Source organism: Nocardia sp. NPDC059691 (assembly GCF_042733915.1).
In the GTDB taxonomy this organism is placed as follows: domain Bacteria; phylum Actinomycetota; class Actinomycetes; order Mycobacteriales; family Mycobacteriaceae; genus Nocardia; species Nocardia sichangensis.
In genome coordinates this window covers 137292-162732 of the sequence record NZ_JBHWFB010000002.1, presented here as the reverse complement: position 1 = coordinate 162732, position 25441 = coordinate 137292, and the positions used below count along the sequence as shown (strand labels likewise).

Sequence of the window (25441 nt, the reverse complement as noted above, 5' to 3'; positions counted from 1 at the left end):
TTTTCGAGTGGCACCGCAGGTCGGAATCGGTGCCGTAGCGAGTCGATATGCCGGCTCGCCTCCCAAAAGTCGTCGGGGCCCACCAGCCGGGAGGATGCCATGACGCAAACAGTGCATTCCGATCTCGAAGCATTACGGTCCACCATGGACGGGCCGGTGTACGGCCCAGCGGATACCGGGTACGACCGGGCCCGCGCCATCTGGAACGGGGACATAGACCGGCACCCCGCCGTGATCGCCCAGTGCCTGTCACCGCGTGACGTGGCCGCGGCGTTGGCCTTCGGCCGGGACCGGGGGCTGGAGATATCCGTTCGCGGCGGCGGCCACTCCTACAGTGGGACCGCGGTCGGCGAAGGCGGCCTGATGATCAACCTGAGCGCCCTCAAGGGCGTCGTGGTGAATCCGGAAGCCGAGCGGGCCCGGGTCGGCGGCGGAGCGACGATGGCGGACATGGACGCCGCGACCCAGAAGTACGGGTTGGCGGTGACCGGCGGAGTGATCAGCGATACCGGCGTCGGCGGCCTCACCCTCGGCGGCGGCATGGGCTGGCTGACCCGCATGGCGGGGCTGGCCATCGACAACCTCGTCTCGGCGCAGGTGGTGCTCGCCGACGGCCAGGTGGTACGGGCGTCGGAGACCGAGAACGCGGAATTGTTCTGGGCGTTGCGCGGCGGCGGCGGAAATTTCGGAGTGGTCACCGAATTCGAGTACCGCCTGCATCACGTCGGGCCGGAAATCCACCTCGGCTTGCTCTTCTGGGACATGCCGGACGGCACCGACGCACTCCGCTTGATCCGTGAGTTCATCCCCACTCTGCCGCGCCGGTCGGGAGCGTTGATCGCGCTGGCGATGTCGGCGCCGCCCGCGCATTTCGTCCCGGAGCGATACCACGGCCACGCGGGCCATGCCCTGATCGTCGCCGGTTTCGGCACGGCCGAGGAGCACGCCGCCGCGGTGGCGCCGATCCGGAACGCCCTGCCGCCGCTGTTCGAATTCCGCACCCCGATGCCGTATGCCGGATTGCAGCGAATGCTCGACGCGGCAGCGCCGTGGGGCCTGTACGGCTACGAGAAGGCGCTCGACCTCGACGATTTCTCCAACGACGCCATCGCGGTGCTGATCGCGAACGCGGCCAGGAAAACCGCGCCGCTGTCGTTCATGCCGATCTTCCCGCTCAGCGGCACGTTCAGCACTGTCGGTGAGGACGACACGGCATTCGGCGGCACGCGCCGTTCGCATTACGAGTGCAACATCACCGCGATCACTCCCGACACCGAGACGCTCGCGCTGGACCGGGAATGGGTGCGTACGACGTGGGATGCGCTGCGTCCATTGGCTTCCAACCAGGGCGGGTATGTCAATTTCATGGCCGACCCGGACCATGCCCGGGTTCGCGAATCGTACGGACGCACGAAATACGCGAAGCTGGCGCACATCAAAGCCGACTACGACCCGGGCAACGTCTTCCACCGCAACGCCAACATAGCCCCCGGCTGACCTCCGAGTTCACTCCTCCGAGCGTCCACGGGCCGCATCGGGGCGCAGGCCGTGCAGAACGATCCGCACGAGCCTGCGCCAATCACCGCTGCCGCTGCCGATGGTGGCGGACAACGCGCCGACGATCATGTAGACGTCCGCCACCGTGCAGTCGTCACGCAATGTTCCCGCGGCTCGGTCCCGCTCGACGAGCTCGCCGATCACGTCCTCGAGCCTGCCGCGGGATTCGCCCCTCGGCTCGCTGCCCGCCGACTGCCGCGCCGTCTCGATCGCCGCCGACAAGCCCCGGTCGGCCGCCAGCACCTCGCCGACATGAAGCAGGTAGCGTGCGAGCCCCTCGCCGGGCTCGGCGCGCAGGCATTCGGTGCGGGCGAACTCCTCGATCTCGGCGAAGCGCTGCTCGGCCGCGGCCTCGATGAGGTCGGCATGGGTGGGGAAATGACGGTAGACGGTTCCGACGCCGACTCCGGCGGCGCGCGCGATCTCGGTCAGTGGCACGGCACTGCCGTGCTCGGCGAACAGCGTGCGCGCCACGGACACGATGCGGGCGCGGTTGAGCGTGGCGTCGGCGCGCTGCTTGCGGGCCGATGGTGGCCTTGACACTGACGATCCCTCCGTGTTTACGCTTCAAACGGAATCGGATTCCGGTTCCGTTTCATCGCTTCGAAGGGTAGCACTTCATGTCCCACAATCGTTTCCGCGTTCTGACCCCCGGCGAGGCACGGCCCGGCCGAGTGCCGCTGCCGCCCGCGTTCGCGGTGAAGGCCACCACCGCCGACACCGAGGGCAGGTTCTCCCTGCTGGAAGTGACCCTCGCGCGCGATATCCCCCGGCACACACACCACATCGCGGACGAATGCGTCTACGTGCTCGAAGGAACCCTCGACGTCGAGTTCGACGACCGAACCCTTTCCGCGACGGAAGGCATGTTCGTGTTGCTGCCACACGGCGTGCCGCATGCCCTGCGCTGCGGATCGCAGCCGCCGCCACGAGTGCTGCAGATCTCCTCACCCGGCGGCTGGGAGTGCTATCTGGAGGACCTTTTCGAAGCCGGAGCATCGGTGCTGACCGAGGGCGTGCTGGATCCGGTGAAGATCAATCCCATCGCGGCGGCATATGACATCCACTACGAAGAATCGACGAATACCGTTGCTGGACAGGTGGATTGACTCCCTCACCGCCGACTTGGGCAACCCGGCCGAACCCACCGTTCCGCCGGGATCCACCTCATGTGGCCGACTTCACCGTAAATAGATAGTTAGCCTATGTAATAATATTCCTCGTGCGGCAAGCTCAGGTGAACGTAGCGGATGACATCGTCGTCGACCTCCTCGTCACCGCGGGCAGGCTCACTCGGCTGGCCGGGGTGATCAGCGGCGACGACCTGCCGCGGGCCATGTTGCGGGCGCTGGCGGTGCTCGACGAACACGGCGCGCTGCGCGTCAGCGAATTCGCCAGGATCGACCGATGTTCACAGCCGGCGGCAACGGCGCTGATCGGCAAGCTGGTCGCGGAAGGCTACGCGACCCGGCGCAAGGACCCGGAGGACTTCCGGGCCGTGATCGTCGAACTCACCCCGGCCGGGCGGACCCGGCTGGCCGAGTTCCGCCGCGCATTCGCCACCGCGATCGGCGAACACCTGCCCGGCTTCGACACCGAGCGACTGGCCCGGCTGGACACCGAACTGCACGACCTGCTGGAGGCCCTGAAAACGGCTACGCGACAGCACGATCCGATCTCGAGGGAACACTGATGAGCACTTTGGCTCCCACCCGCGCACCGGTCGCGGACAACACCAAGCAACCGAAAGCCGTCTGGGCGGTCGCGTTCGCGAGCGTGATCGCGTTCATGGGCATCGGCCTGGTCGATCCCATTCTCAAACCGATCGGCGAGCAACTGAACGCGTCCCCGTCCCAGGTGTCGCTGCTGTTCACCAGCTACATGCTGGTGACCGGCGTGGCCATGCTGGTCACCGGCGTGGTGTCCAGCCGCTTCGGCGCGAAGAAGACGCTGCTGGCAGGGTTGACGATCATCATCGTGTTCGCGGCGCTGGCCGGTATGTCGAATACGGTGGCGCAGATCGTCGGCTTCCGCGCGGGCTGGGGCCTGGGCAACGCGCTGTTCATCGCCACGGCGCTGGCCACCATCGTCGGCGCGGCCAGCGGCGGCGTGGCCCGCGCGATCATCCTCTACGAGGCGGCGCTCGGCATCGGCATCGCGACCGGCCCGCTGGTCGGCGGCGTGCTCGGCGGAATCAGCTGGCGCGGACCGTTCTTCGGCGTATCGGTGCTGATGGCCATCGCGCTGGTGAGCATCGTCGTCCTGCTGCCGGACGGGCCCAAGCCGACGCATCACACCTCGATCGCCGCGCCGTTCCGCGCCTTGCGTTATCGGGGGCTGCTGATCGTGAGCATCACCGCCCTGCTGTACAACTTCGGCTTCTTCACCCTGCTCGCCTACACCCCGTTCCCGCTGGATATGGGCACCTATGCGATCGGCTTCATCTTCTGCGGCTGGGGTGTACTGCTGGCGATCGCGTCGGTCTTCCTCGCTCCCCGGTTGCAGCGCCGGTTCGGTTCGCTGCCGATGATGGGACTCTCCCTGGGCCTGTTCGCCGCCGACCTGGCGATGATGGCCGTGTTCGCCGAGCACAAGCCGGTGTTGATCGTCGGCACCGTGCTGGCAGGCCTGTTCCTCGGCGTGAACAACACGCTGATCACCGAGGCCGTGATGATCTCCGCGCCGGTGGAGCGGTCCACCGCCTCGGCGGCCTACAGCTTCGTCCGCTTCGCGGGCGGCGCCGCGGCGCCCTACCTCGCGGGCAAGCTCGGCGAGCACAGCGTCTCGCTGCCGTTCTGGGTGGGCGCGGCGTGCACCGCCGCCGCGGTCGTCGTCCTGCTCGCCGGGCGCGCCGCCTTGGCCCACCTCGACGACCACGATCCCGCACCGCACAGCGTCGAGGAAGCCCAGGCCATCACGGTCGGCGACGACTGATCCCCGAGCGCACCGAAGGCAGCCGCCAGCGTGGCTGCCTTCGCCGTTTCCGCACCCTGGCGCGGGCCGGTGCGAGGAGTACGGTCAGGAGATATGACCGAAGCGAAGCGGGGGCGCGTCAGCGTCGAGACCAGCCAGAAGCGTGTGCGCGTCTATCTGGGCGGGCACTTGGTGGCCGACAGCGTGCGGCCGGTGCTGGTCTGGGAGAACCCGCACTATCCGACCTACTATCTGCCCGTCACCGACCTGCGCGCCAAGCTCGAACCGAACGGGCAGACCCAGCACTCCACCAGCCGCGGCGACGCGACGGTCTACGACCTCGTGGTCGACGGCACGACAGCGGGCGGGGCGGCGCTGCGCTACCACGACTCGCCGCTGACCGAATTGCGCGAGCTGGTTCGCTTGGAGTGGGGCGCGATGGACGAGTGGTTCGAGGAGGACGAACCGATCTACGTCCACCCGCGCAACCCGTACTCGCGCGTCGACATCCTGGCCAGCTCCCGGCATGTGCGGGTGGAGATCGACGGGGTCACCGTGGCCGACTCGCACGGGCCGCGCATCCTCTTCGAAACGGGTCTGCCCGCGCGGTACTACCTGCCGATGACGGACGTCCGCATGGATCTGCTGTATCCGTCGGCCACCCACACCAGCTGCCCGTACAAGGGCACCGCCGACTACTGGACCGTCCGCGTCGGCGGCAACGAGTATCCCGACTATGTGTGGGGCTACCGCACGCCGCTTCCGGAGAGCCAGAAGGTCGCCGGGCTGGTCTGCTTCTACAACGAGAAGGTCGACATCTACGTCGACGGTGAACTCCAGGAAAGGCCACGCTCGCCGTTCAGCTGAGTTCGGCGACAGCCCGCGAGTCTCGCCCCTTTCGGCGGCGTTCCCCTCGGTCACCACGTCATACGGCGCGGGCAGGGATCAGTCCTCGCGCCGTGACCGCGCACTTGCCGGTCCGGTCGAGCGATATGCGGCGGCGGCCCGGTCAGACCGCGACCAATGGCGGACTGTCGGCCGCACGGCGGTATTGGCCCGGCGCCACGCCGTATTCGCGTTTGAAGGCCTTCGCGAAGGCGAACTCCGAGGTGTATCCGACCCGCCGCGCCAGCGCGCCGAGACTGCTGTCGGTGTCGCGGAGCAGGCGAGCGGCGGTCAGCATGCGCCAGCGGGTCACGTAAGCCAGCGGCGGTTCGCCGACCGTCGCGATGAAGCGACGCGCGAGGGTGGCGCGGGAGACGCCCGCGATGTCACCGAGGTCGGCGACGGTCCAGGCGCGGGCGGGTTCCTCGTGCACCGCGCGCAGCGCCGCCGCGACCGCGGGATCGGCGAAGGCGCCCGCCCAGCCGGAGGAGCACAGGTCGGACTGCTCGTCGAACCAGGCGCGCAGGATGAACAGCAGCAACGTCTCGAGGATCGCGGGCACGGCCGCGTCGCTGCCCGGACGGGGCTCGGCGATCTCCGCGGCCAGCAGGTCGACCGCGCCGCGCAGCGCGGGATGTCGCCCCGGACGCGCGGGCAGATGGATGAACTCGGGCAGCTCGTCGAGGATCGGATGGGTGCGGCTGCGGCCGAGTTCATAAGCGCCGCAAAGCAAGGCGGTCCGCACGCCCGGCCCTACGATCTCCCGTGGCTCACCGGGCTGCGCGCTCTCGGTGACCGGGGTGTCCAGACTGTCCACCAAGTCGTGGTCGGCCCCGCGCGGCATGAACAGCACGTCCCCCACGCCGAGTGCAATGGGTTCGCCGTCCGGCGGCACCACCCAGCAAGAGCCCTGTAAGACCACGTGGAAACCCGCGCCCGGCACTACCGGGTACCGCCGACCCCACGGAGCGTGCCGGATGAACAGGCCGGAGGTGGGACTGCCGGTGCGGATGGCCGCGATGGTCTCGCTGAGAATATCCACCCGTTCACCGTAGCACTCTACATTTGAGTGTTTCGGACAAAGTATCGAGCGCTCTACGCATTGTCCGGCTCACAAGAAGCCAATAGCTTTCTATTCATGACATCGACCGAAACCACCGCCACCATCGCCGTCTACGGCGCGACCGGACACACCGGCGGCTACCTGCTCGCCGAACTGCGCCGCCGCGGCGTCGACCCGATCCTCGTGGGCCGCGACGCCGATCGCGTCCGAGCCGCTGCCGATGCCGCGGACCTGCCCGAAGCCGACATCCGGGTAGCCGACCTGTCCGATCACACGGCTCTGGTCACCGCGTTCACCGGAGCGGATGTGGTGATCAGCAGCTTGCCCGCCTATGTCGAGCACGGCTCGGCGGTGCTGGCCGCCGCGATCGACGCGGGTGCGCACTACACCGACATGTCCGGCGAGCAGCTTTTCCTGAAGCGCGTGCTCGACGAGTTCGGACCGCGCGTGGCGGCGGCCGGCGTCACCGTGGTCTCCGGCGTCACCGACAGCAACCTCCCCGGCGACCTGCTGGCACACCTCATCACGCGCCGGGTGCCCGGGCCGGCCGAGGTGGTGTTGAGCCATCTGAGCAAGAGCGGCGGCAATGGTTCCAAAGGCAGCGCGAAGACGGTGCTCGCCAGTTTGGATTGGTTCCGCGGCGGCGGCTGGCACTACGCCGACGGCGAACTGCGCACCGGCGCGACGGCGCGCCGCGAGAAGATGACCTTCCCCGGTGACACCGAGCCGACCACCGTCGCCAAATTCCCGCAGCCCCCGGTCCTGACCATCCCGCGGCACTCGGACGTCTCCTACGTCGAGGGCGTCCTCGCCACCTCGATCCTCGACACACTCAGCGGGTTCACCGCCGAACTGATCGACACGCTGCCCGACGCGCCCGGCGCGGACCTGCGCTACGACCTCGTCGTCGACGCGTTCGGCGCGGACGGGCGGCAGGTCCGCGGCGTGCTCAGCGGCGTCGACTCCTACCGCGATTCGGCGTTGATGGCGGTGGAGTCGGCGGTCCGCTTGGCCGGCGGAGCCGCGGCGCCCGGCGCCCTCGCGCCGGCGGAGGCGTTCGACCCCGCCGATTTCCTGGACGCGCTGGCGCCTTTCGGTATCACCTGGCGTATCGAGGAAAGCCGAGCGTCGGCGAAGGATCGGGCATAGTCGAACGATGACCGACAATCGACCGCCGCTCGCTGTCGCCCTCGATCTCGCGCCGCATCCCGAAGGCGGCTGGTACCGCCAAACCTGGCGCAGCCCGGTGGAATTCACACCGGAGGGTTATCCGGGCCCGCGCGCCGCCGCCACCGCGATCCATTTCCTGCTGCTGCCGGGCGAGCGGTCCGCCCCGCACACGGTGCGCTCCGACGAGCTGTGGCTCTGGCACCGTGGCGGACCGCTGGCACTGGAGATCGGCGGCGAGGAGGTGATCCTCGGCCCCGACCTGGAGCACGGTCAGGCGCTCCAAGCGGTGGTGCCGGGCGGGGTCAGCCAGTCGGCGCGGCCTGCGACTGCGGAATACGTGCTGGTCAGCTGCATCGTCGCGCCGGGATTCGACTTCGCGGATTTCCGGCTGGACTGACCGGGCTCAGCGCACCGGCACGGCGGCGAATCGCTCGAGCTCATGCGGATCGTGCGCGCAGAACATTCGCACCCGCTCGCCATGGTCGGCGTGCAGCGTGCGCAGCCGTTCCAGGTTCTCCACCCGCTCTCGTCCGAGCGTGCTCGCGAACACCTCGAACACGCCGAGGCCGACCGGGGGACGCGCCTTCCCCGCCGCCAGCTGCCGGTGGTGGAAATAGGCGTCGCCGCAGTGCAGCAACCATCCGTCGCTCTGCCGGACCGCGACGCCGCTGTGCCCGCGCGTGTGGCCGACCAGCGGGATCAGCATGATGTCCTCGAGCACCGGGACGGCGGTGAAGCCGAACCAGGTGTCCGCGCCGGTCTCGTGGGCCAGCCAGCGGGGGCCGTGTTCCCACTGGCGCGGCTGATACCGCATCTTCTCCCCGAGGGTGGGGCGCTGGGTCGCGGCGTCGAGTTCGTCGGCGAAGACGTGCACGGTGGCGTCGGGGAAGTCGGACAGCCCGCCCGCGTGATCGAGATCGAGATGGGTGAGCACGATGTGCCGGACGTCCTCGCGCCGATAGCCCAGCGCGCGGATCTGGTGCAGCGCGGTGTGTTCCGGGCGCAACCGGGGACGCAGCAACCGCGAGGTACCGAAACCGAGCCTGCCCCGGTCGAGCACGTCGGCCATGCCGAAGCCCGTGTCCACCAGCACCAGCCCGTCATCGGACTCGACGAGCAGGCAATGGCCGACCAGCCCGCCGGTCAGCAGACCACCGCTGCCGAGCAGCGCTCGTCCGCCGACCGGGCACATGGTCGCGCAGTCCAGATGCCGCACCAGCATCGCGGAAACTCCCTCCTGCGGCGCCGAATCGGACTGATCCGTTTCGGCACGAAGGTCTCTTTTGTTCCCGTCAACGTAGTCGGAGCACGACTCGGCCGCGACAGCGCGGTCACCGCCGCGGTAATCGGCGGGCGAATCGATCGCCGCCCGCCGATCCCGAACAGCCTGATCACTCAGGAATTTCGAGCACGCCCTCGTCCACGGCCCAGGCGATGGTGCGCTCGAGATCCGGACACGAGTCAGGGCGACCCGGCCCGTGACCGGTCGCGCTCAGTGCGGCGAAAACCGGGCAGTGCTCGGCGGGGTTGCCGGTCCACTGCACCGACGTCTGGTGGGTGCTGCTCTTGCGCACCAGCACATGACTTTGGCAGGCCCGGCACCGCAGGGGTGTCAGGCCGTCCTCCAGATACCGCTGCTTGTCGACCACCGTCTGGGCGCGCACTTCGGCTCGCCGAGCGGGCTGATCGGCGAAATCGGGTGCCTTCGCCCAGGTGGCCGCCATCAGACGCTCGCCTCGGCTTCCTCGGACTCGCGCTTGCGCCGCAGGTTCTCGGCGACCTCGGCTTCCCACGCCTCGTTCGCCTTGGTGGTATCGACCTCGAACTCGAAGCGCTGGGTCATCTTCTCGGTGACGTCGGCCAGGTCGACGTAGAACTGGTCGTACCAGCGACGCAGCTGGTAGACCGGCCCGTCCTCCTCGCACAGCAGCGGGTTCTCGACCTTGGACTTGTGCTTCCAGATCTCGACGTCCTGCAGGAAGCCGACGCTGATGCCCTCGGTCATCTTCTCGGCCAGCTTGGTCGCCATCTCGCCCTCGACGCCCTTGGGCTTCTCCAGCGTGATGCCCCATTGCAGGACGAAGGAGTCCTGCGTGACCGGGTAGTGGCAGTTGATCAGGACGCTTTTGACCTCGTAACCGCTGTAGATGTTGATCAGCGGGTTGATCATGTACGAGGGCCCGAAGTACGAGGCCTCGGACTTCAGCAGCGTGTCACCGCCGTATTTGGAGGCCATGCCGATGTCCGGCCTGCCCTTGGTCTCCAGGAACTGGGTGGCGATGTGACCCTCGAAGACGTTCTTGAAGTACGTCGGGAAGGCGAAATGGATGTAGAAGAAGTGGGCCATGTCGACCACGTTGTCGATGATCTCGCGGCAGTTGGCGCCCTCGATCAGCATCGAATTCCAGGTCCAGTCGGTCCACCCGCTGTCGAGTTGCTCGCTGGGGTTGCCGTCGGCGTCGGTGTAGGGGCCCTTGATGTGCGGGATCGTGACCTCGGGCGGCGGCTGGCTGCCCTCGTGGTCGTGCCAGACGAACAGCTGGCCGTTGCGCTCCAGCGTGGTCCACTTCCTGGTGCGCGCCAGCGGCGGCACCCGCCGCGCGTACGGAATCGCGGTGCACTTGCCGTTGGTCCCCGACCAGCGCCAGTCGTGGAACGGACAGGCGATGTCGTCGCCCTTGACCTCACCCATGCTCAGGTCGCCGCCCATGTGCCTGCAGTAGGCGTCGAGCACCCGCAATTCACCACTGCTGTCGGCCCAGACGACGAGCTTGGTGCCGAAAACGTTCACCGCGTGCGGCTTGCCGTCGCGGAACGTCTTGGCCAGACCCAGGCAATGCCATCCCCGCGCATAGCGGGTCGGTGCGGTGCCGACATCCAGCTCCCGGACCTTCGCGCCGCCCTGTGGGGTAACTGCCATCGCGTTTCCTCCTCCATCTGTACTAGAACACGTTACAAAACTGGCGTCCTCGACGCCAGCGATTCACCTCACTTCCTGCATGAGCGCATGTCCGCGCGAGGGTGAACACCGGTTCTCGACATAAATAGGAACGTGTTCTAGTCTCAGAGGCAAATGAGATTCCGGACATCAACCGACCAGGCAGGAGCAGGTCCCGAGATGACGCAAGAAGTGACCGAACGGGTCGAAGCGCTGTTGCCGACGTTGCGCGAACGCGCACAGGAGGCCGAGGACCTGCGGCGCATCCCCGACGAAAGCATGAAGGCGTTGCAGGAGACCGGCTTCTTCCGGTTGCTCCAGCCCAAGCAGTGGGGCGGTCACGCCGCCGATCCGGTGGTCTTCTACGACACCGTGCGCAAGATCGCCGGCGCGTGCGGCTCCACCGGCTGGGTGGCCGGTATTGTCGGCGTGCACAACTGGCACCTCGCGCTGTTCGCGCAGCAGGCGCAGGAGGACGTCTGGGGCGAGGACACCGAAGTGCGGATCTCCTCCTCCTACGCGCCCATGGGCGCTGGCACGGTCGTCGACGGCGGCTACCTCGTCAACGGCGCGTGGGCCTGGTCGTCCGGCTGCGATCACGCCACCTGGGCGGTGCTCGGCGGCCCGGTGATCAAGGACGGCAAGCCGGTGGACTTCGGCAGCTTCCTCATCCCGCGCGACGACTACCGCATCGACGACGTGTGGAACGTGGTCGGCCTGCGCGGCACCGGCTCCAACACCGTCGTGGTGAAGGACGTCTTCGTGCCCTCGCACCGGTTCCTCAGCTTCCGTGCCATGAGCGAACTGAAATCGCCCGGTCTGGAGCAGAATACCGATCCGGTCTACAAGATGCCTTGGGGCACAATCCATCCCACTACCATCTCCACGCCGATCGTCGGCATGGCCTACGGCGCCTACGCGGCGCACGTCGAGCACCAGGGCAAGCGGGTGCGCGCGGCCTACGCGGGCGAGAAGGCCAAGGAGGACCCGTTCGCCAAGGTGCGCATCGCGGAGGCCGCCAGCGACATCGACGCCGCGTGGCGGCAGCTGTCGGGCAACGTCGCCGACGAGTACGCACTGCTGGCGGCGGGCAAGGAGATCCCGTTCGACCTGCGCGTGCGGGCGCGGCGCGACCAGGTGCGCGCCACCGGCCGCTCGATCGCCGCGATCGACAAGCTGTTCGAGAGCTCCGGCGCCACCGCACTGGCCAACGGCACACCGCTGCAACGCTTCTGGCGTGACGCGCACGCGGGCCGGGTGCACGCGGCCAACGATCCCGAGCGCGCCTACCTGATGTACGGCACGCACGAGTTCGGCCTGCCCGTCACCGACGGCATGGTCTAGGAGGACGACCGTGACCTCTACCGCGGAACTCACCGCCGAATCGACCTCGCGCTACGCGCAGGTGCGGCCCGATCTGCGGCTGCACTACCACGAGGCGGGCGTCGGCAGCGGGCCGACGATCGTCCTGCTGCACGGCGGCGGGCCTGGCGCGTCCTCCTGGTCGAACTTCGCGCGCAACATCCCGGTGCTGGCCGAGCACTTCCACGTGATCGCGGTCGACCAGCCGGGCTACGGCCGCTCGGACAAACCCACCGAGCATCCGCAGTACTTCGTGCACAGCGCCTCGGCGCTGAAGGACCTGCTCGACCATTTGGAGATCACGTCCCGGGTGCACCTGCTGGGCAACTCGCTCGGCGGCGGCGCGGCGGTCCGGTTCGCACTGGACTACCCGGATCGGGCCGGGAAGCTGATCCTGATGGGGCCGGGCGGGCTGAGCACCAACCTGTTCGCGCCCGACCCGACCGAGGGCGTGAAGCTGCTCTCCAAGTTCAATTTCGAGCCGACCAGGGAGAACCTGGAGGCGTTCCTGCGCATCATGGTGTTCGACCAGTCGCTCATCACCGAGGAGCTGATCGAGGAGCGGTTCGCCTCGGCGAGCACGCCCGAGGCGCTGGCCGCGACCAGGGCGATGGGCAAGTCGTTCGCGAGCCCGGACTTCGAGAAGGGCATGCTCTGGCGCGACGCCTACAAACTGCGTCAGCCCGTGCTGCTGATCTGGGGCCGGGAGGACCGGGTCAACCCGCTCGACGGCGCGCTGGTGGCGACCAAGGTGATCCCGCGCGCGCAGCTGCACGTCTTCGGTGGCTGCGGGCACTGGGCACAGCTGGAGAAGTTCCACGAATTCAACCGGCTCGCGATCGATTTCCTCGCGGGCGTCAAGGAGAAGTGATGGGCATCCGCTCACTGGGATATCTGCGTATCGAGGCGACCGACATGGCCGCCTGGCGGGAGTACGGCCTGAAGGTCCTCGGCATGGTCGAGGGCAAGGGCACCGACCCCGAAGCGCTGTACTTGCGCATGGACGAGTTCCCGGCCCGGCTGGTGATCGTTCCCGGCGAGAAGGACCGGCTACAGGTCTCGGGCTGGGAGACCGCCAACGCCGAGGAGTTGCAGGACGTCCGCAACCGACTCGACGCGGCGGGCGTGCCCTACAAGGAGGGCACGGCCACCGAACTGGCCGATCGCCGGGTGTACGAGCTGATCAAGTTCGACGACCCGTCCGGCAACACGCTCGAGGCTTTCCACGGCGCGGCGCTGGAGCATCGCCGGGTCGTCAGTCCATACGGGCACCGGTTCGTCACCGAGGAGCAGGGGCTCGGGCACGTGGTGCTCAGCACCAAGGACGACAAAGCGGCACTGGAGTTCTACCGCGACGTGCTGGGCTTCCGGCTGCGCGACTCGATGCGGCTGCCACCGCAGATGGTCGGTCGCCCGGCCGACGGCGAGCCCGCCTGGCTGCGCTTCTTCGGCTGCAATCCGCGCCACCACTCGCTGGCGTTCCTGCCCATGCCGACGCCGAGCGGCATTGTGCATCTGATGCTCGAGGTGGAGAACGCCGACGACGTCGGCCTGACCCTGGACCGCGCGCTGCGCAAGAAGGTCAAGATGTCGGCGACGCTCGGACGGCACGTCAACGACAAGATGCTCTCCTTCTACATGAAGACGCCGGGCGGATTCGACGTCGAATTCGGCTGCGAGGGCTTGGAAGTGGACGACCACGACTGGATCGCGCGAGAATCGACCGCGGTGAGCCTGTGGGGCCACGACTTCACCGTCGGGCAACGGCAGCAGTGACCGAGAGGGCGAGCGAAGCGATGACCGCGGACGGATCCGAGATCGATCCACGGCAGTTCCGGAATGTGCTGGGGCAGTTCTGCACCGGCATCACCGTGATCACCACTTCCGGCGACGACGGAGTGCCGATCGGCTTCGCGTGCCAGTCTTTCGCCGCCCTCTCCCTCGAACCCCCGCTGGTGCTGTTCTGCCCCACCAAGGCGTCCCGGTCCTGGGCGGCGATCGAGAAATCCGGACGCTTCTGCGTGAACGTCCTCGCCGAACAGCAGCGCGAACTGTGCGCCCGCTTCGGCTCCCGCGAACCCGACAAGTTCGCCGGCGCCGCCTGGCACACCTCCGACCTGGAACTCCCGGTGCTGGACGAAGCGTTGGCCACCATCGAGTGCAAGGTGGACAACGTCATCGACGGCGGCGACCACTACATCGTGATCGGCCGCGTCCAAACCCTCTCCGAATCGACCACTACCGGCCGCCCCCTGCTCTTCTACCGCGGCCAGTACACCGCCATCGAACCGGAGAAGACCACACCTGCCCCGTGGCGCGCGGACCTGGAGCACTTCCTCACCACGACGACGTTGGACACCTGGTTGTAGCTGCAATCCGGTGCGGCTCGCGTCCTTCGCCCGCGCCGCGATCGGCAATGGACGCGCTGATCGAGGGCACTGGATACAGTAGAGACATGTCGCTATTAGGCCGTATCACCACGGACCCCGAAATTTGCCACGGCAAGCCCGTGGTGCGGGGTTTGCGGTATCCGGTCGAGATGCTGCTGGAACTGCTCGCCTCAGGGATGCGGCCCGATGAGATCTTGGGCGACTATCCGGATCTAGAACACGAGGACATTCTGGCAGCGCTCGAATACGCTGCCGTGGTGACTGCGCAACGGACCACGATCCCCTTCGACGCAGCGTGAAGTTCCTGGTCGATGCGCAGCTGCCGCGCCGGCTCGCCGTGCTGTTGTCCGAGGCAGGTCACGATGCGGTGCATACTTCCGACTTCCTGCTCGGAAATCGCACTACGGATCATCAGATCGCGATGCGAGCGGATCGGGAAGACCGCGTGGTCGTCACGAAGGACCGTGATTTCTGGGTCAGCCATGTCCTGCGCGGGTCCCCCCGGTCGCTGCTTATCATCGCCACCGGGAACATCACCAACGCGGCGCTGCTCGAGCTGTGCACAGCGCATCTTTGCGAGATCGTGCCGCTGTTGAAGACGTGCGCCGTAGTGGAGATGGGTCGTGACCGGTTGGTCGGACATACCGACAGCGAAACAGATGGTCAGCGCTGACCGAGCCGAATCGATCCGTGGTAAGCGACCCGGGCCGGCGGAAACTACCCATCCTGCAGACGGGTGCGGGCAAGCGCGCGGCGGCGGGTCTCCAGCACCTCACGAAGCGACGCGTTCACCGTCTCCGTTTTCGTTCCGGTGCCCAGCACCTTCGAGACATCAGCCACCAGCTGGACATCGAGGTCGATTACGGTCCAAGTCATGACACACCTCCGACGAGTGCTGTCACTTCGACGCCTCCATATTCCGTGGCGCTCGGCGCCCTCGCGGGTCAGTACTTGTAGAAACCCTCGCCGGTGGCGATGCCGAGCTTTCCCTTGTCGATGTAGTTCTCCTTCAACCACTGGGCCAGCCGTTGGGACTCCTCGTCCTCGTTGTTGACGAGGATGTTGTAAGGCGTGGTCAGGCCGATGATGTCGAGGATGCGGAACGGCCCGGCCGGTGCGCCGGTGCCGATCTGCCAGGTCTTGTCCACCGCTTCGGGATCGGCGTAGCCGCCCGCCGCCAAGTTCATGCCCGCGTTGAGCAACGGCACCAGTAGCGAGTTCAGGACGTAACCGGCCTTCTCCTTGTGGATTTCGATCGGTACCATGCCGATCTTCGAGGCGAAGTCGACCACGGCCTGGTACACGTTCGGGTCGGTGTCGGCGGTGCCCATGATCTCGGCGGTGTTGAAGTGCCACACCTGATTCGCGAAGTGCAGCGCGAGGAATCGGTCCGGGCGGCCGGTGAAGTCTTTGATGGCGCTGGGCAGCAGGGTGGAGGAGTTGGTGGCGAAGATGGTGCGCTCCGGTGCGACCTGGCCGAGCTTCTCGTACGTCTGCTGCTTGATGGTCAGCACCTCGGGAATGGCCTCGATGACCAGATCCGCGTCCTGCGCCGCGCGAGCCAGATCGGAAGTCAGCGCGATGCCCGCCGCCGTCTGCTCCGCCTTGCCGTCCCCGCCGCCGGGTACCTGCTCACGGTAGACCGCCACCAGCTTGTCGAGTCGCTCCCTGGCCGCGGCCAGCGCCTTGTCGTCGATGTCGTAAGCCGTCACCTCGAAACCGTGGAAGGCCGTCTGGAAGGCGATCTGCGAACCAAGCACCCCGGTGCCCAGGACGGTCACCTTGCGAATGTCGATGGTCATTCGTCTCTCCTCTCGACTGTTGCGAAGAAGCCCGCGACGATCCGGACTGGTATCCGACGTCGTGCTCTCACAAGCGACCGTACAGTCCTTCCACTCCAGCCACCCCGACCCAGCCTCCACGGCCCGTCTGACGTCCGCGGTAGATGGCGGCTTCGCGAGTGGCACATGAGCGCGGCGAAACGCGAGAGCGCCACACGCTCATGTGCCACTCGTGAAGTGCTCAATTGATGAGCACTTTGGGGCGGAGGATGAGGTGCGCAGGCAGCACCGCGTTTTTGGAGGGCATCATGGGTCAGTTCGATGGGACAGGAATCCTCACTTGTGCCGACGGCGCGCAGTGGGAGGAGTGGCTGGCGGCCAATCATCACGGGGCCTCCGATGTCTGGCTGAAGATCGCCAAGAAGGGGGCAGCGGACCGGACGATCAGCAACGGGGAGGCCCTCGACGGCGCGCTCTGCTTCGGCTGGATCGACAGTCACCGCCGCGGCCTCGACGCCGAGCACTACCTGCAGCGATACTCGCCGCGCCGTCCGAGGAGTCCGTGGTCGCAGATCAATGTCGCCAAAGCCGAAGCTCTCGTCGCCGCAGGTCGCATGCGGGCCCCCGGTTTCGCGGCCATCGCCGCCGCGCAGTCCGATGGACGCTGGGCGGCCGCCTATGAATCCCAGCGGACCGCCACCTGTCCGGCCGACTTGCTCGAAGCGCTCAGCGCGAATCCACGCGCACGGAGGAGATTCGAACTGCTCGACCGCACCGCGCAGTATGCGCGCTTCCTGCGGCTGATGAAGACACGGAGTTCCGCCGAGCGGGCTGGGCAACTGCGGCGCATGCTCGATGAGTTGAATCAGCCAGCGGCGTAGTCCAAGTCGACTGCGGCATTGATGATCACCGATAGCGGCGAGGCGAAAATCGGTTGGGAATCGTGTGTGCCGACGCGAGGATATGTGTTGTGCTGCTTCTTTTTCCGGCCGATGTACTTCGCCCCCAACGCGTCGACGAGCATTTCGCCCCGGAGGCGGACGCGGCTCGTGCCGTCGGATTGGAAGTCGCCGTGGTCGATCACGACGCGCTGACCCGCGCTGACGGCGCGGAAGAGGCCGTTCGATGCGTCCGTTCCAGCGGGGTGGCTGTCTACCGCGGCTGGATGTTGCGCAGTGCTGAGTACGCCGCGTTCGAACGTAGCTTGCGGCAGCGGGGCGTCACGCTGCGCACGAGCGCCGAACAATACCGGCGGGCGCACGAGTTGCCGGGGTGGTATTCCGCACTCGCCGAGATGACGCCTCGATCGGTATGGACCAGCGGGGGCGATCGCGCCGCGTTCGATCACGCGCGTCGGGAGCTGGGAACCGGCCCCGTCGTCCTGCGCGACTACACCAAGTCGATGAAGCACTACTGGCACGAAGCGGCGTTCATCCCCGACGCGGCGGACCCGGACGCCGCCTGGCGGGTCGCGAGCAGATTCCGTGAACTCCGCGGCGAAGACCTGACCGGCGGATTCGTCCTGCGCCGCTTCGAACATTTCCGATCGGCCGAAGTGCGCACCTGGTGGGCGGACGGCAAGTGCCGGTTGATCGGCCCACACCCGGACACTCCGGACGAGATGCCCGACGCCGACTTCGATCCGGCCACCGTCGAGGACCGCATCGCCGCCCTCGGCCTTCCCTTCGTCACCGCCGACTTCGCACTGCGCGACGACGGAGGCTGGCGCTTGGTCGAACTCGGTGACAGCCAGGTCAGCGACCGTCCACGGACCATTCCGGCCGAGGAGCTGATCACCGTTCTGGGTGACCGATGACTTTATGATGCAGCAGAGCAATTCGGGCTTGGTCGACGAAGGAAGCCGATGTTCGCCAACTGGTTCCGTCCTGCCGCCGCCATCCCGAAGCCTCGGCGCGCGATGGCGGTAGCGCTCTGCTCGCTCGCCGTGCTGTGCACCGGCGCGGCGGGAACGATCGCGCACGCCGACGAGACCGCTTGGCCGACAGCGGAACCGGGCTCGGTGGTCAGCTCGCACGGGTTCCCGGGCGGATGGGGTGGCATCGAGTCCGCCCGTTTCGTCGAGTACATCACCGAGGGACCGACCGGCGCGCCGACCACGGCGACCGGCGTGCTCGCGACACCTGATGGAACACCGCCCGCCGGTGGCTGGCCGATCGTCGCATGGGAGCACGGGACCAGCGGGCTCGGCGCGACGTGCGGGATCAGCACGAACCCGCGCTACGACGCGCCCATCGTCCGGCGGCTGCTGGACCAGGGGTACGCGGTCGTCGCGCCGGACTACGTCGGCCTCGGCGCGGGCGCGGCCACCACGCACCCCTATCTCCAGTCGCGCACCGAGGCCACGGCGACCGTCGACCTCGTCCGCGCCGCCCGCCACGTCGATGCCGCGCTCGCGCGCAGGTGGGCGGTGACGGGTGTGTCCCAGGGCGGGCACGCCGCGCTCAACACGGGTGGCATCGCCGACATCTACGCTCCCGAACTCGAATTCCGTGGCACCGCGGCGCTCGCGCCACCGTCGAACATCGAAGGAGTTCTCGCCCTCGCCGGGCCGTATGTGCCGGAGGTCCCCGGCTTCGAAGGCTCCTCCGCCCTGTTCGCCGCCATGCTGAACGGGTTGCGACTCGCCGCACCCGACACGGTGACGGCCGCACTCACACCCGTGGGTGCGGACGTGGTCGCTCGAATCGACCAGCGGTGCCAACGGGAGTGGCAATCGGCGGTTCGCGGCACAACGATCGGATCGATGCTCCAGCGACCTGTGGCGGGCAGCCCTTTGGCCGACGCCCTCACCGGCTACCTGAGGGTACCGACCTCGGGGTATCGCGGCCCGCTGTTCATCGCGCACGGCACCGCCGACAACGTCGTCCCCATCGCGCTCACCCGGTTGTTGCTCACCCAATACACGCTCGCCGGAACGAAATACGAATTCCGCAGCTACGACACCGATCACGAAGGAATCGTCGCCGCCGCTTGGCCGAACGCGCTCTCCTTCGTCGCCGCAGTTCTCGGCCCCGCGTAGTCGACCCACTCGACCGCCGTCGACCGGCAGAGCCTTACTCGAGCGCAGACGAACGGGGTCGCGAACCTCCGTCCGCGACCCCGCTGCGTTCGCCCGCTCAGGCGGTGACGGTCGCCTTCTCCCGCTGCAATTCCAGCGCGATGTCGATCAGCTGATCCTCCTGGCCGCCGACCAGTTTGCGCTTGCCCGCTCGCACGAGCATCTCGGCGGCGGAGACGCCGTAGCGCTCGGCTTGCCGTTCGGCGTGCTTGAGGAAGCTGGAGTAGACGCCGGCGTAGCCCATCATCAGGGCCTGGCGATCGAGCAGGCATTCCTGGGGCATGGCGGGGCGGACGACGTCTTCGGCGGCGTCGGCGATGGCGAAGAAATCGATGCCCGTCTTCACGCCCAGCTTGTCGCACACGCCGACCAGCGCCTCGACCGGGGTGTTGCCCGCGCCCGCGCCGAAACGCCGTGCGCTGCCGTCGATCTGCTTGGCGCCCGCGCGGATGGCGTAGATCGAGTTGGCGACGGCCAAATCGAGGTTCTCGTGACCGTGGAAGCCGACCTGCGCGTCGTCGCCGAGTTCGGCCACCAGTGCCGCGACGCGGTCGGAAACCTGCTCGAGCACCAGCGCACCGGCCGAGTCGACGATGTAGACGCACTGGCAGCCGGCGTCGGCCATGATGCGCGCCTGCTTGGCGAGCACCTCCGGCGGCTGGGTGTGCGACATCATCAGGAACCCGACCGTCTCCAGACCGAGTTCCCGCGCCAGACCGAAGTGCTGGATCGACACGTCGGCCTCGGTGCAGTGTGTGGCGATCCGGCAGATGGACGCGCCGTTGTCCTGGGAGATCTTGATGTCTTCCTTCACCCCGACGCCGGGCAGCATCAGCACGGCGATCTTCGCCCGCTTCGCCGTCTCGGCGGCGATGGTGACCAGTTCCTGCTCCGGCGTCTTGGAGAAGCCGTAGTTGAACGACGAACCGCCGAGACCGTCGCCGTGGGTCACCTCGATCACCGGCACGCCCGCGCCGTCCAGCGCGGCCACGATGTCGCGGACCTCGGTGGCGGTGAACTGGTGGCGCTTGTGGTGGGATCCGTCGCGCAGCGAGGTGTCGGTGACGCGGATGTCGAGTTCTGCTGAGTAGGCCATGTCGAAAGCTCCTTACACCCGGGCCGTGACGATCTGCTCGGCGATGACCTCGCCGACCTGCGTAGCGGCGGCGGTCATGATGTCGAGGTTGCCCGCGTACGGGGGCAGGAAGTCGCCCGCGCCCTCCACCTCGACGAACACCGACACCTTGGCCATGCCGCCGGAGACCACCGAGGGCTCGTCGAACTGCGGCTCGTTGAGCAGCCGGTAGCCGGGCACGTACTGCTGGATGTCGGCGACCATCCGGTGGATCGAGTCGGCGATCGCGTCGGTGTCGGCGTCGTCGGGGATGGCGCAGAAGATGGTGTCGCGCATGATCATCGGCGGCTCGGCCGGATTCAGGATGATGATGGCCTTGCCGCGCCGCGCCCCGCCGATGGTCTCGACGCCGCGACTGGTGGTCTTGGTGAACTCGTCGATGTTCGCACGGGTGCCGGGGCCCGCGGAGACCGACGACACCGACGCGACGATCTCCGCGTACGGCACCGGGACGACCCGCGACACCGCGGCGACGATCGGGATCGTGGCCTGGCCGCCGCAGGTGATCATGTTGACGTTCGGCGCGTCGATATTCGCGCCCAGGTTCACCGGCGGCACGACGGCGGGGCCGACGGCGGCGGGGGTGAGGTCGACGGCGCGGATGCCCGCTTCGGCGTAGCGCGGCGCGGCGGCGCGGTGGACATACGCCGAGGTCGCCTCGAAGATCAGGTCGGGCAGTTCGGATTGTCCGAGCAGCCAGTCCACGCCTTCGTGCGAGGTCTCCAGCCCGAGCCCGCGCGCCCGCTTCAGCCCCTCGCTGTCCGGGTCGATCCCGATCATCCAGCGCGGCTGAATCTTCTGCGAGCGCAGCAGTTTGTAGAGCAGATCGGTGCTGATGTTGCCGGACCCGACGATCGCGGCGGTGACGGTCCCGTTGGACACGACAGCCTCCCTAGGTGAATTGCAAACGGACAGAGCCGAGTCCGGCGAACTCGGCGTGGAAGTCATCGCCCGGACGGGCGTCGATGGCGCGGGTGCACGAGCCGGGCAGCACGATGTCACCTGCCTTCAACCGGACACCGAAGCTCGCGACCTTGCGCGCCAGCCAGGCCACCGCGATCACCGGATCACCCAGCACCGCGTCGCTGCGGCCCTCGGCGACCACCTCGCCGTTGCGGGTGAGCACCGCGTCGATGGCCTTGATGTCGATGTCCCTCGGCGCGACACGCTGCGCGCCGAGCACGAAGCCCGCCGACGACGCATTGTCGGAGATGGTGTCGGCCAGGCCGATGTTCCAGTCCTTGATCCGCGAGTCGATCAGCTCGATCGCGGGCGCGAAGGCGACCGTGGCGGCGAGCACGTCCTCCTCGGTGCACTCCGCGCCGGGCAGGTCGGCGCCGAGCACGAACCCGACCTCCACCTCGACCCGGGGGAACAGATACCGGCCCGCTTCCACCGGAACGTCCTCGTAGACTTCCATTTCCGCGAGCAGATGCCCGTAGTCGGGCTCGTCCACGCCCATCATCTGCTGCATGGCCTTCGAGGACAGGCCCACCTTGTGCCCGACCACGCGCGCGCCCGCGTCGAGCCTGCGGCGGATGTTGATCAGCTGGATCTCGTAGGCGTCGACCACGTCGATGTCGGGGTGGCGGGCGATCAGCGGATCGATCGCCACCCGGTCGCGCTCGGCGCGCTCGAGTTCGTCGGCCAGTTCGGTTCGTACCGCGTCGGACAGCACGCTAATTTCCTTCCACTGTTGCGTTTTCCAGCGCCGAGACCTGCTCGCCCGCGGCCGACCGCCCCGCCCTGCGGCCGGAGAAGACGCAGTCGGCCAGCGACAGCCCGCTGACGTAGGACTTGGAGCAGACGCCGACCGCGGTGCGCCCGGCCGCGAAGAGCCCAGGGATGTCGGCGCCCTCGGTCGTCTTGACCGCGCCGGTGCGCTCGTCCACGACGACGCCGCCGAGGGTGAGCATGGGGCACGGGTTGGTCAGGCTCGGTTTGATGCCCACATCCAACAACCAGAAGGGGCCGGTAAGGACCGGTTCGGTGAACTCGGCGGGTTTCCCGACCGGATCGGGGGCGCCGGTCTCGATCGCGGTGTTGTGCGCGTCGACCGTCGCGCGCAGCCCGGCCGGGTCGATGCCCGCCCTCGCCGCGGCTTCCTCCAGCGTGCCGCCGCGAATCGCGGTGCGACGCATGGTCTCGAACTGCCCGCGCTGGAACCAGGCTCCTTGCTTGCCGATCTGCCCGATCGCGGTGCGCATGAGTGGGTTGTCGGCCAGCAGCCACCCCTTGCCGCCGTGCTCGGTGATCAGCTTGTTGCCGACCGCGGCGCCGTAGCGCGTCTCATCGATCACCCGCCTGCCATCGGCGTCCACCAGCAGCGCCGCGGTGAACGCGCTGGGCGGGAGCAGGAATCGCCATGCGGAGACGTTGTCCATGTGATCCACGGCCGCGCCGACCTGCTCGGCCATCAGGATGCCGCTGCCGTCGTCGGCGGTGGTGCCGAGGGCGAGACCGCCGTGGAAGGCGGGCGCGTACTGCCGCACCAACTCGCGATTGGCGATGAACCCGCCCGCGCTGAGCACCACTGCGCGCCGCGCGAGGACCCGGATCGTGCTGCCGTACCGGCGTTCCAGCAGGTCCAGCCGCTGTTCCAGTGCCCGTCGCAGCGGCGGGTAGTAGATGCCGGGCTTTGCCGCGACCTTCGCCATGCGGGTGTAACGGTCGCGGACCCGGCCGGGCGCGTCGCGCAGGGTGCGGCACTCGACGCCGATCACCGCGCCCGCGCCGTCGGTGATCAGTCGGGTCACCCGGGTGAGGGTCTCCACGCGCACGCCCGCCCTGGACGCGGCGGCGGCGAGCGGGCCGGTGAGCTTCTTTCCCGAAGTGCCCCTTCCCTTCACCCGATGTCCGCGCTGGGCGGGCGGGATGTCGCGGAACGCGCCGGAGATCTCGCTGCCGGAGTAGTACAGGTAGTAGCGGTCGTTGGGGTAGGAAGTCTTGTACGGGCACAGCGAGGCTTCGAACGGAACGCCGTGCGCCTTCAGCCACTCGATCAGTTCCGGGCTCTCGTCGACGAACCGGCGCAACGTCTCGGGGGCGACCGCGTCGCCGACCTCGCGCTCGAGGTAGGCGTACATGGCCTCCGGGGTGTCCTCCACCCCGGCCTCCCGCTGCACGGAGGTGCCGCCGCCCGCGTAGATGATGCCGCCCGAAAGCGCCGACGTCCCGCCTCCGGCGAAGCGTTCGAGCACGAGCACCTGCGCGCCCGCCTCGGTCGCTTCCAGCGCGGCCGCCGCCCCCGCGGCGCCGTATCCGACCACGACAACGTCGGTGGCCAGGTCCCATTCGAGGCCCATGTTCTTAACTCCGGTCTGAAACTGAAACAAGTTTCCTCGACAAACGGAACGTCGAGCAAGTCTTCTGCCACACAACATAGACCAATGGCGCGTCCATTCTATAACGTGTTCTACATGACTGATCGGGAATACGACGTGGTGGTGGTCGGCAGCGGCGCCGCCGGCATGACCGCCGCCCTCACCGCGGCCCACAACGGCCTGAGCGTGGTGGTCATCGAGAAGGCCGCGCACTACGGCGGGTCGACCGCGCGCTCCGGCGGCGGCGTGTGGATCCCGGGCAACAAGGCGCTGCGCGCGTCCGGTCGGCCCGACGACCGCGAGGACGCACGGACCTACCTGCACAGCATCATCGGCGACGTCGTCCCCTCCGAACGGGTCGACACCTTCATCGATCGCGGGGCCGAAGCGCTGGACTTCGTGCTCGATCACTCGCCCCTGAAGATGACGTGGGTGCCCGGCTACTCCGACTACCATCCCGAAGCGCCGGGCGGGCGGCCCGAGGGACGCTCGTGCGAGCCCAAGCCGTTCGACACGAAGATCCTCGGCGACGAGCGGTTCAACCTGGAGCCGCCGTACGCGAAGGCTCCGCTGAACGTGGTGGTCATGCAGGCCGACTTCGTCCGGCTCAATCTGATTCGGCGGCATCCGAAGGGCATGCTCCGGGCGATGCGCGTCGGCGCGCGCACCTACTGGGCCAAGTTCACCCGCAAACACATCGTCGGCATGGGGCAGGCCATCATCGCGGGCATGCGCAAGGGGCTCATGGACGCGAACGTGCCGCTGTTGCTGAACACCCCGATGACCGACCTCGTGGTGACGAACGGCGTCGTCACCGGCGTCAACGCGCTGCACGACGGCGAGCCGGTCACCTTCACCGCCCGCTACGGCGTCGTCCTGGGCAGCGGCGGTTTCGAGCACAACGCGGAAATGCGCACCAAATACCAGCGCCAGCCCATCACCACCGAGTGGACCACCGGCGCGGCCGCCAATACCGGAGACGGCATCCAAGCGGGCATGGCGGCGGGCGCGGCCATCGGTTTCATGGAGGACGCCTGGTGGGGGCCGACCATCTTCAAGGGCGGCAAACCGTGGTTCGCGCTGGCCGAACGGAACCTGCCCGGCAGCATCATGGTGAACGCCGACGGCAAGCGATTCGGAAATGAGTCCGCTCCTTACGTCGAGGCGGTGCACACCATGTACGGCGGCGAGTACGGGCAGGGCGAGGGGCCGGGCGAGAACATCCCCGCGTGGCTGGTGTTCGACCAGCGCTACCGGAACCGCTACATCTTCGCCGGGCTACAGCCCGGTCAGCGTTTTCCGTCCCGGTGGATGGAAAACGACTACATCGTCAAGGCCGACAGCATCGAGGAATTGGCAGGCAAGATCGACGTGCCCGCCGACGAGTTGGCCGCTACCGTCACCCGCTTCAACGGCTTCGCCGAGACCGGGAAGGACGAGGACTTCGGCCGCGGCGACAGCCATTACGACCGGTACTACGGCGATCCGACCGTGCGGCCCAACCCGTGCCTGGCCGCGCTGGTGGAGGGCCCGTACTACGCCGCCAAGATCGTGCCGGGCGATCTGGGCACCAAGGGCGGACTGGTGGCCGACACCGCCGGGCGGGTGCTGCGCGAGGACGGCAGCGTCATCGAGGGGCTGTACGCCTCCGGCAACTGCTCCACACCGGTGATGGGCCACACCTATGCCGGGCCCGGCGCCACCATCGGTCCCGCGATCGCCTTCGGCTACCTCGCGGTGCTGGACATCGTCAAGCGCAAGAAGGAGCAGCCCGCAGTCGCCGCGGCAGAGGCCTGACGGTCGCCCTCGGCCACAACTGGGGCGCCGAGCACGAGCCATACCGCG

28 protein-coding genes are annotated in these 25441 nt (G+C 67.9%); 17 read left to right on the top strand and 11 right to left on the bottom strand.

Annotated elements, in window-relative coordinates; all coding sequences use genetic code 11:
• Positions 1 to 99: 99 nt before the first annotated feature.
• Positions 100 to 1497: an FAD-binding oxidoreductase gene (locus ACFV2O_RS05110; RefSeq protein WP_379250355.1), complete on the top strand. Its 1398-nt coding sequence runs from the start codon at positions 100 to 102 to the stop codon at positions 1495 to 1497.
• A 9-nt stretch (positions 1498 to 1506) separates the two neighbouring features.
• On the opposite strand, the gene ACFV2O_RS05105 is transcribed toward ACFV2O_RS05110, so the two are convergent.
• Complete coding sequence (locus tag ACFV2O_RS05105) at positions 1507 to 2100, bottom strand: TetR/AcrR family transcriptional regulator (protein WP_379250354.1); 594 nt, start codon at positions 2098 to 2100, stop codon at positions 1507 to 1509.
• 77 nt (positions 2101 to 2177) lie between these two features.
• Between ACFV2O_RS05105 and ACFV2O_RS05100 the strand changes: the two genes are divergently transcribed.
• The 4 genes from ACFV2O_RS05100 (at position 2178) to ACFV2O_RS05085 (ending at position 5337) form a co-directional block, all read left to right on the top strand.
• A complete protein-coding gene (locus tag ACFV2O_RS05100) occupies positions 2178 to 2666 on the top strand; it encodes a cupin domain-containing protein (protein WP_379250353.1) in 489 nt (162 codons plus the stop codon).
• 113 nt (positions 2667 to 2779) lie between these two features.
• Positions 2780 to 3250 carry a MarR family winged helix-turn-helix transcriptional regulator gene (locus tag ACFV2O_RS05095; protein ID WP_379250351.1) on the top strand — a complete coding sequence of 157 codons (471 nt, stop codon included), beginning with the start codon at positions 2780 to 2782 and terminating at the stop codon, positions 3248 to 3250.
• Positions 3250 to 4491, top strand: coding sequence for an MFS transporter (locus ACFV2O_RS05090; RefSeq protein WP_379250349.1), 1242 nt, complete (start codon positions 3250 to 3252; stop codon positions 4489 to 4491). Before ACFV2O_RS05095 ends, ACFV2O_RS05090 begins: the two co-directional genes overlap by 1 nt.
• A gap of 93 nt (positions 4492 to 4584) precedes the next feature.
• Entirely contained in the window at positions 4585 to 5337 is a 753-nt protein-coding gene (locus tag ACFV2O_RS05085) for a DUF427 domain-containing protein (protein WP_379250347.1), read from the top strand.
• A 142-nt stretch (positions 5338 to 5479) separates the two neighbouring features.
• Here the strand turns inward: ACFV2O_RS05085 and ACFV2O_RS05080 are convergent, their stop codons facing one another.
• Positions 5480 to 6397: an AraC family transcriptional regulator gene (locus tag ACFV2O_RS05080; protein WP_379250345.1), complete on the bottom strand. Its 918-nt coding sequence runs from the start codon at positions 6395 to 6397 to the stop codon at positions 5480 to 5482.
• Positions 6398 to 6493: 96 nt separating this feature from the next.
• Between ACFV2O_RS05080 and ACFV2O_RS05075 the strand changes: the two genes are divergently transcribed.
• Together ACFV2O_RS05075 and ACFV2O_RS05070 are read left to right on the top strand one after the other, a co-directional pair.
• Positions 6494 to 7567, top strand: coding sequence for a saccharopine dehydrogenase NADP-binding domain-containing protein (locus ACFV2O_RS05075; protein WP_379250343.1), 1074 nt, complete (start codon positions 6494 to 6496; stop codon positions 7565 to 7567).
• A gap of 7 nt (positions 7568 to 7574) precedes the next feature.
• Entirely contained in the window at positions 7575 to 7985 is a 411-nt protein-coding gene (locus ACFV2O_RS05070) for a cupin domain-containing protein (protein WP_355076809.1), read from the top strand.
• Positions 7986 to 7991: 6 nt separating this feature from the next.
• On the opposite strand, the gene ACFV2O_RS05065 is transcribed toward ACFV2O_RS05070, so the two are convergent.
• From ACFV2O_RS05065 to ACFV2O_RS05055, 3 genes are all read right to left on the bottom strand, one after another.
• Positions 7992 to 8810, bottom strand: coding sequence for an MBL fold metallo-hydrolase (locus ACFV2O_RS05065; protein WP_379250341.1), 819 nt, complete (start codon positions 8808 to 8810; stop codon positions 7992 to 7994).
• A 169-nt stretch (positions 8811 to 8979) separates the two neighbouring features.
• Positions 8980 to 9312 carry a hypothetical protein gene (locus tag ACFV2O_RS05060; RefSeq protein ID WP_379250339.1) on the bottom strand — a complete coding sequence of 111 codons (333 nt, stop codon included), beginning with the start codon at positions 9310 to 9312 and terminating at the stop codon, positions 8980 to 8982.
• Positions 9312 to 10508: a Rieske 2Fe-2S domain-containing protein gene (locus tag ACFV2O_RS05055; protein ID WP_356963597.1), complete on the bottom strand. Its 1197-nt coding sequence runs from the start codon at positions 10506 to 10508 to the stop codon at positions 9312 to 9314. The genes ACFV2O_RS05060 and ACFV2O_RS05055 overlap by 1 nt, the downstream gene beginning before the upstream one ends.
• A gap of 198 nt (positions 10509 to 10706) precedes the next feature.
• Here ACFV2O_RS05055 and hsaA point away from each other — a divergent pair, with 198 nt between their 5' ends.
• The 6 genes from hsaA (at position 10707) to ACFV2O_RS05025 (ending at position 14951) form a co-directional block, all read left to right on the top strand.
• A complete protein-coding gene (hsaA, locus tag ACFV2O_RS05050) occupies positions 10707 to 11870 on the top strand; it encodes a 3-hydroxy-9,10-secoandrosta-1,3,5(10)-triene-9,17-dione monooxygenase oxygenase subunit (RefSeq protein WP_355076804.1) in 1164 nt (387 codons plus the stop codon).
• Between the two features lie 10 nt (positions 11871 to 11880).
• Entirely contained in the window at positions 11881 to 12759 is an 879-nt protein-coding gene (gene hsaD, locus ACFV2O_RS05045; RefSeq protein WP_379250336.1) for a 4,5:9,10-diseco-3-hydroxy-5,9,17-trioxoandrosta-1(10),2-diene-4-oate hydrolase, read from the top strand.
• Positions 12759 to 13664 carry an iron-dependent extradiol dioxygenase HsaC gene (gene hsaC, locus ACFV2O_RS05040; protein WP_356963595.1) on the top strand — a complete coding sequence of 302 codons (906 nt, stop codon included), beginning with the start codon at positions 12759 to 12761 and terminating at the stop codon, positions 13662 to 13664. The genes hsaD and hsaC overlap by 1 nt, the downstream gene beginning before the upstream one ends.
• Positions 13665 to 13684: 20 nt before the next feature.
• Positions 13685 to 14257 carry a 3-hydroxy-9,10-secoandrosta-1,3,5(10)-triene-9,17-dione monooxygenase reductase subunit gene (gene hsaB / locus ACFV2O_RS05035; RefSeq protein ID WP_379250333.1) on the top strand — a complete coding sequence of 191 codons (573 nt, stop codon included), beginning with the start codon at positions 13685 to 13687 and terminating at the stop codon, positions 14255 to 14257.
• Positions 14258 to 14343: 86 nt separating this feature from the next.
• Positions 14344 to 14577, top strand: a complete 234-nt coding sequence (locus ACFV2O_RS05030; protein WP_040864688.1) for a DUF433 domain-containing protein — start codon at positions 14344 to 14346, stop codon at positions 14575 to 14577.
• The gene (locus ACFV2O_RS05025; protein WP_379250331.1) at positions 14574 to 14951 is read left to right on the top strand and encodes a DUF5615 family PIN-like protein; all 378 of its coding nucleotides are present in this window, start codon (positions 14574 to 14576) and stop codon (positions 14949 to 14951) included. The genes ACFV2O_RS05030 and ACFV2O_RS05025 overlap by 4 nt, the downstream gene beginning before the upstream one ends.
• A 44-nt stretch (positions 14952 to 14995) precedes the next feature.
• Here the strand turns inward: ACFV2O_RS05025 and ACFV2O_RS05020 are convergent, their stop codons facing one another.
• Together ACFV2O_RS05020 and ACFV2O_RS05015 are read right to left on the bottom strand one after the other, a co-directional pair.
• Positions 14996 to 15154 carry a type II toxin-antitoxin system VapB family antitoxin gene (locus ACFV2O_RS05020; protein ID WP_355076796.1) on the bottom strand — a complete coding sequence of 53 codons (159 nt, stop codon included), beginning with the start codon at positions 15152 to 15154 and terminating at the stop codon, positions 14996 to 14998.
• Positions 15155 to 15222: 68 nt separating this feature from the next.
• Entirely contained in the window at positions 15223 to 16080 is an 858-nt protein-coding gene (locus ACFV2O_RS05015; RefSeq protein WP_355076795.1) for a 3-hydroxyacyl-CoA dehydrogenase, read from the bottom strand.
• 287 nt (positions 16081 to 16367) lie between these two features.
• Here ACFV2O_RS05015 and ACFV2O_RS05010 point away from each other — a divergent pair, with 287 nt between their 5' ends.
• The 3 genes from ACFV2O_RS05010 to ACFV2O_RS05000 all read left to right on the top strand — a co-directional run bounded on the left by ACFV2O_RS05010 (position 16368) and on the right by ACFV2O_RS05000 (position 19099).
• Positions 16368 to 16940 carry a YdeI family protein gene (locus ACFV2O_RS05010; RefSeq protein ID WP_379250329.1) on the top strand — a complete coding sequence of 191 codons (573 nt, stop codon included), beginning with the start codon at positions 16368 to 16370 and terminating at the stop codon, positions 16938 to 16940.
• Between the two features lie 89 nt (positions 16941 to 17029).
• On the top strand, positions 17030 to 17875 hold the full coding sequence (locus ACFV2O_RS05005; RefSeq protein WP_379250327.1) for an ATP-grasp domain-containing protein: 846 nt from the start codon (positions 17030 to 17032) through the stop codon (positions 17873 to 17875).
• Positions 17876 to 17923: 48 nt separating this feature from the next.
• On the top strand, positions 17924 to 19099 hold the full coding sequence (locus ACFV2O_RS05000) for a lipase family protein (RefSeq protein ID WP_379250325.1): 1176 nt from the start codon (positions 17924 to 17926) through the stop codon (positions 19097 to 19099).
• Between the two features lie 97 nt (positions 19100 to 19196).
• On the opposite strand, the gene dmpG is transcribed toward ACFV2O_RS05000, so the two are convergent.
• The 4 genes from dmpG to ACFV2O_RS04980 are packed head-to-tail and all read right to left on the bottom strand — an operon-like array spanning position 19197 to position 23578.
• Positions 19197 to 20234: a 4-hydroxy-2-oxovalerate aldolase gene (gene dmpG / locus ACFV2O_RS04995; protein WP_039794773.1), complete on the bottom strand. Its 1038-nt coding sequence runs from the start codon at positions 20232 to 20234 to the stop codon at positions 19197 to 19199.
• A gap of 12 nt (positions 20235 to 20246) precedes the next feature.
• On the bottom strand, positions 20247 to 21155 hold the full coding sequence (locus ACFV2O_RS04990; protein ID WP_379250323.1) for an acetaldehyde dehydrogenase (acetylating): 909 nt from the start codon (positions 21153 to 21155) through the stop codon (positions 20247 to 20249).
• A gap of 10 nt (positions 21156 to 21165) precedes the next feature.
• Positions 21166 to 21951, bottom strand: a complete 786-nt coding sequence (locus ACFV2O_RS04985) for a 2-keto-4-pentenoate hydratase (RefSeq protein WP_379250321.1) — start codon at positions 21949 to 21951, stop codon at positions 21166 to 21168.
• A gap of 1 nt (position 21952) precedes the next feature.
• Entirely contained in the window at positions 21953 to 23578 is a 1626-nt protein-coding gene (locus tag ACFV2O_RS04980; protein ID WP_379250319.1) for an FAD-binding protein, read from the bottom strand.
• Positions 23579 to 23683: 105 nt separating this feature from the next.
• On the opposite strand from ACFV2O_RS04980, the gene kstD reads away from it, so the two are divergent.
• A complete protein-coding gene (gene kstD / locus ACFV2O_RS04975; RefSeq protein ID WP_356963585.1) occupies positions 23684 to 25393 on the top strand; it encodes a 3-oxosteroid 1-dehydrogenase in 1710 nt (569 codons plus the stop codon).
• Positions 25394 to 25441: the final 48 nt, after the last annotated feature.